3 protein-coding genes are annotated in these 2,415 nt (G+C 68.2%); all 3 read left to right on the top strand.

The genetic code is table 11. The annotated features are described in order from the left end of the window. Positions 1 to 554: ABC transporter permease subunit (locus BIS11_RS15210; RefSeq protein ID WP_253586459.1), on the top strand; the 554-nt coding region annotated here is incomplete at its 5' end. Beyond that, positions 551 to 1,963 (top strand): phosphate ABC transporter permease PstA, encoded by a 1,413-nt coding sequence (gene pstA / locus BIS11_RS15205; RefSeq protein WP_253586458.1) that lies wholly within the window; start codon positions 551 to 553, stop codon positions 1,961 to 1,963. The genes BIS11_RS15210 and pstA, both read left to right, overlap by 4 nt. Next, the coding region (locus BIS11_RS15200) for a phosphate ABC transporter ATP-binding protein (RefSeq protein ID WP_253586457.1) at positions 1,948 to 2,415 on the top strand (468 nt) is incomplete at its 3' end. The genes pstA and BIS11_RS15200, both read left to right, overlap by 16 nt.

The raw sequence follows: 2,415 nt of genomic DNA, 5'->3' as shown, positions 1-2,415 counted from the left end.
GGGCCGCGCCGATGATCGAACAGCAGTGGCTGGGGGGCGACCTGGTGACGCTGCTCGATCGGCGCTTCGGCCTCGACTACACCACGCGCAACACGCTGATCGTCGGGCTCGCCATGGGCTTCGCCGTGATCCCCGGCGTCTATTCGCTCGCCGAGGATGCGCTGCATGACGTTCCCCGCTCATTGATGGAAGGCGCTCAAGCGCTCGGCGCCAGCCGCTGGCAGGCGCTGTGGAAGGTGGCGCTGCCCATGGCGGGCCCGGGCATCTTCTCGGCGGCGATGATCGGCGCCGGGCGCGCCGTGGGCGAGACCATGATCGTGCTGATGGCCAGCAGCAACGCCGCCCTGATCAGCCTGAGCCCTTTCGAGGGGCTGCGCTCGTTCTCGGCGGCCATCGCCATCGAGCTGCCCGAGGCCCCGCCGGGCGGGCTGACCTATCATCTCTTGATCCTCGCGGCGCTGGTGCTTTTCCTGTTCACCTTCCTGGTCAATACCCTGGCCGAAACGGTACGCCAGCGCTTGCGACGTCGCTACCGGTCGGGAGGTGGCCGATGAAGCGCCTCGACCGCCGCCGCTGGCCCGGCGATGCGCTGTGGACCTGGCTGTGTGCCGGGTGCGTGGCGCTGTCGCTGTTCATGCTGCTCACCCTGCTCACCCTGCTGGTGGCCCGGGGGCTCGGCCACTTCTGGCCGGCGCCGCTCGAAGCGCTCACTCTGCACTCCGGCGAACAGGTGATCGGCCAGCCCGTGCGCGAGGCCCCCCTGCCACGTGGCGCAGGAAGCGAGCGGCTCTACTTCACCGGCAACCGCGAGCTCAGCGGCGCCGACTGGCGCTGGGTGGCGCTCGACGATATCGCCGCCATCAACAGGCCCGACGATGCCATCCGCCTGGAGCGAAGCCCCTGGGGCGACGTCACGGGCCACCTGACGGCCCTTGACGTGGACGGCGAGCGCCTGACCGGTGCGCCGGCGCGCGCGCGCCTTGAGCGCCTGCTGGCGCTGCCGGCCGAGCAGCGCCCGAGGGGTGAACTGATACTGACCACCGCCGAAGGCGCGGCGCTGGAGCAGCCGCTGGAGACGATCACGTCCTTTATGGCGCCCAATGCGCTCTCGACGCTGGAGAAGGCGGGGGTGTGGAGCCAGGGCGTGTGGCGTTTTCTCAGCGAAGGGCCGCGGGCGGCGAATACCGGCGGCGGGGTGTGGCCGGCGATCTTCGGCACGCTGTTGATGGTGATCGTGATGTCAGTGATCGTCACGCCTTTCGGCGTGCTGGCAGCGATCTATCTCAACGAGATCGCCCACCAGAACCGGCTGACGCGGCTGGTGCGCATCGGCGTGCGCAACCTCGCCGGGGTCCCGTCGATCGTCTACGGCGTGTTCGGGCTGGGGGTGTTCGTCTACGGCATCGGCGGCTCGATCGACACCTGGTTTTTCGATGAGGCGCTACCCTCGCCCACCTTCGGCACCGGCGGGCTTCTGTGGGCCTCGCTGACGCTGGCGCTCTTGACCCTGCCGGTGGTGATCGTGGCCACCGAAGAGGGGCTTGCGCGCATTCCCGATGCCCAGCGCGAAGGGGCGCTGGCGCTCGGCGCGACGCGCCTGGAGATGCTCACCCGGGTGGTGCTGCCCATGGCGACCCCGGCCATGCTGACCGGGGTGATCCTGGCCGTTGCCCGGGCTGCCGGCGAAGTGGCGCCGCTGATGCTGGTGGGCGTGGCCAAGCTCGCCCCGCAGATGCCGCTGGACGGGGAATTTCCCTACCTGCATCTCGAGCGCAAGTTCATGCATCTTGGCTATCATCTCTTCGATACCGCCTTCCACGGCGACGACGTCGAGGCGGCGATTCCGCTGGTCTACGCCACGGCGCTTCTGCTGGTGCTGATCGTGCTGGTGCTTAACCTAACTGCCATATTTCTGCGTCATCATCTAAGGCGCCAACAAGGAGGCTCATGGTCGCGTTCCTGAACGACGAACCGGCACCGGTGATGACGTTTCCCGCCGGAGAGCGTTGCCTGAGCGTTCGCGATTTCAGCCTGGCCTACGGCGACAAGCCGGCGCTCAAGGCGCTGACCCTCGAGGTGCCGCGCCATCGGGTGACCGCCTTCATCGGCCCCTCGGGCTGCGGCAAGTCGACGCTTCTGCGCTCGTTCAACCGGCTGCACGACCTGAACGAGTCCGCCGTGCACAAAGGGCGCATCGAGCTCGAAGGGCGCGATATCTTCGCCCGGGATCTCAACGTCAGCGAGCTGCGGCGTCGGGTGGGCATGGTGTTCCAGAGCCCCAACCCCTTCCCGATGTCGATCTACGAGAACGTGGCGTTCGGGCTGCGCCTGGAGCGCCGGCTCCCCAAGCGCAAGCGCGACGACATCATCGAGTGGGCGCTGAGAGCCGCAGCACTCTGGGACGAGGTCAAGGAT

Origin of the sequence: Halomonas sp. 707D4 (assembly GCF_024158685.1) — a bacterium.
In the GTDB taxonomy this organism is placed as follows: domain Bacteria; phylum Pseudomonadota; class Gammaproteobacteria; order Pseudomonadales; family Halomonadaceae; genus Vreelandella.
This window is presented reverse-complemented; position numbering and strand designations above follow the sequence as displayed.

What these genes read in the sequence shown, in the direction of transcription:
- pstA (WP_253586458.1), top strand. Translation starts at nt 551, where the DNA reads ATGAAGCGCCTCGACCGCCGCCGCTGGCCCGGCGATGCGCTGTGGACC.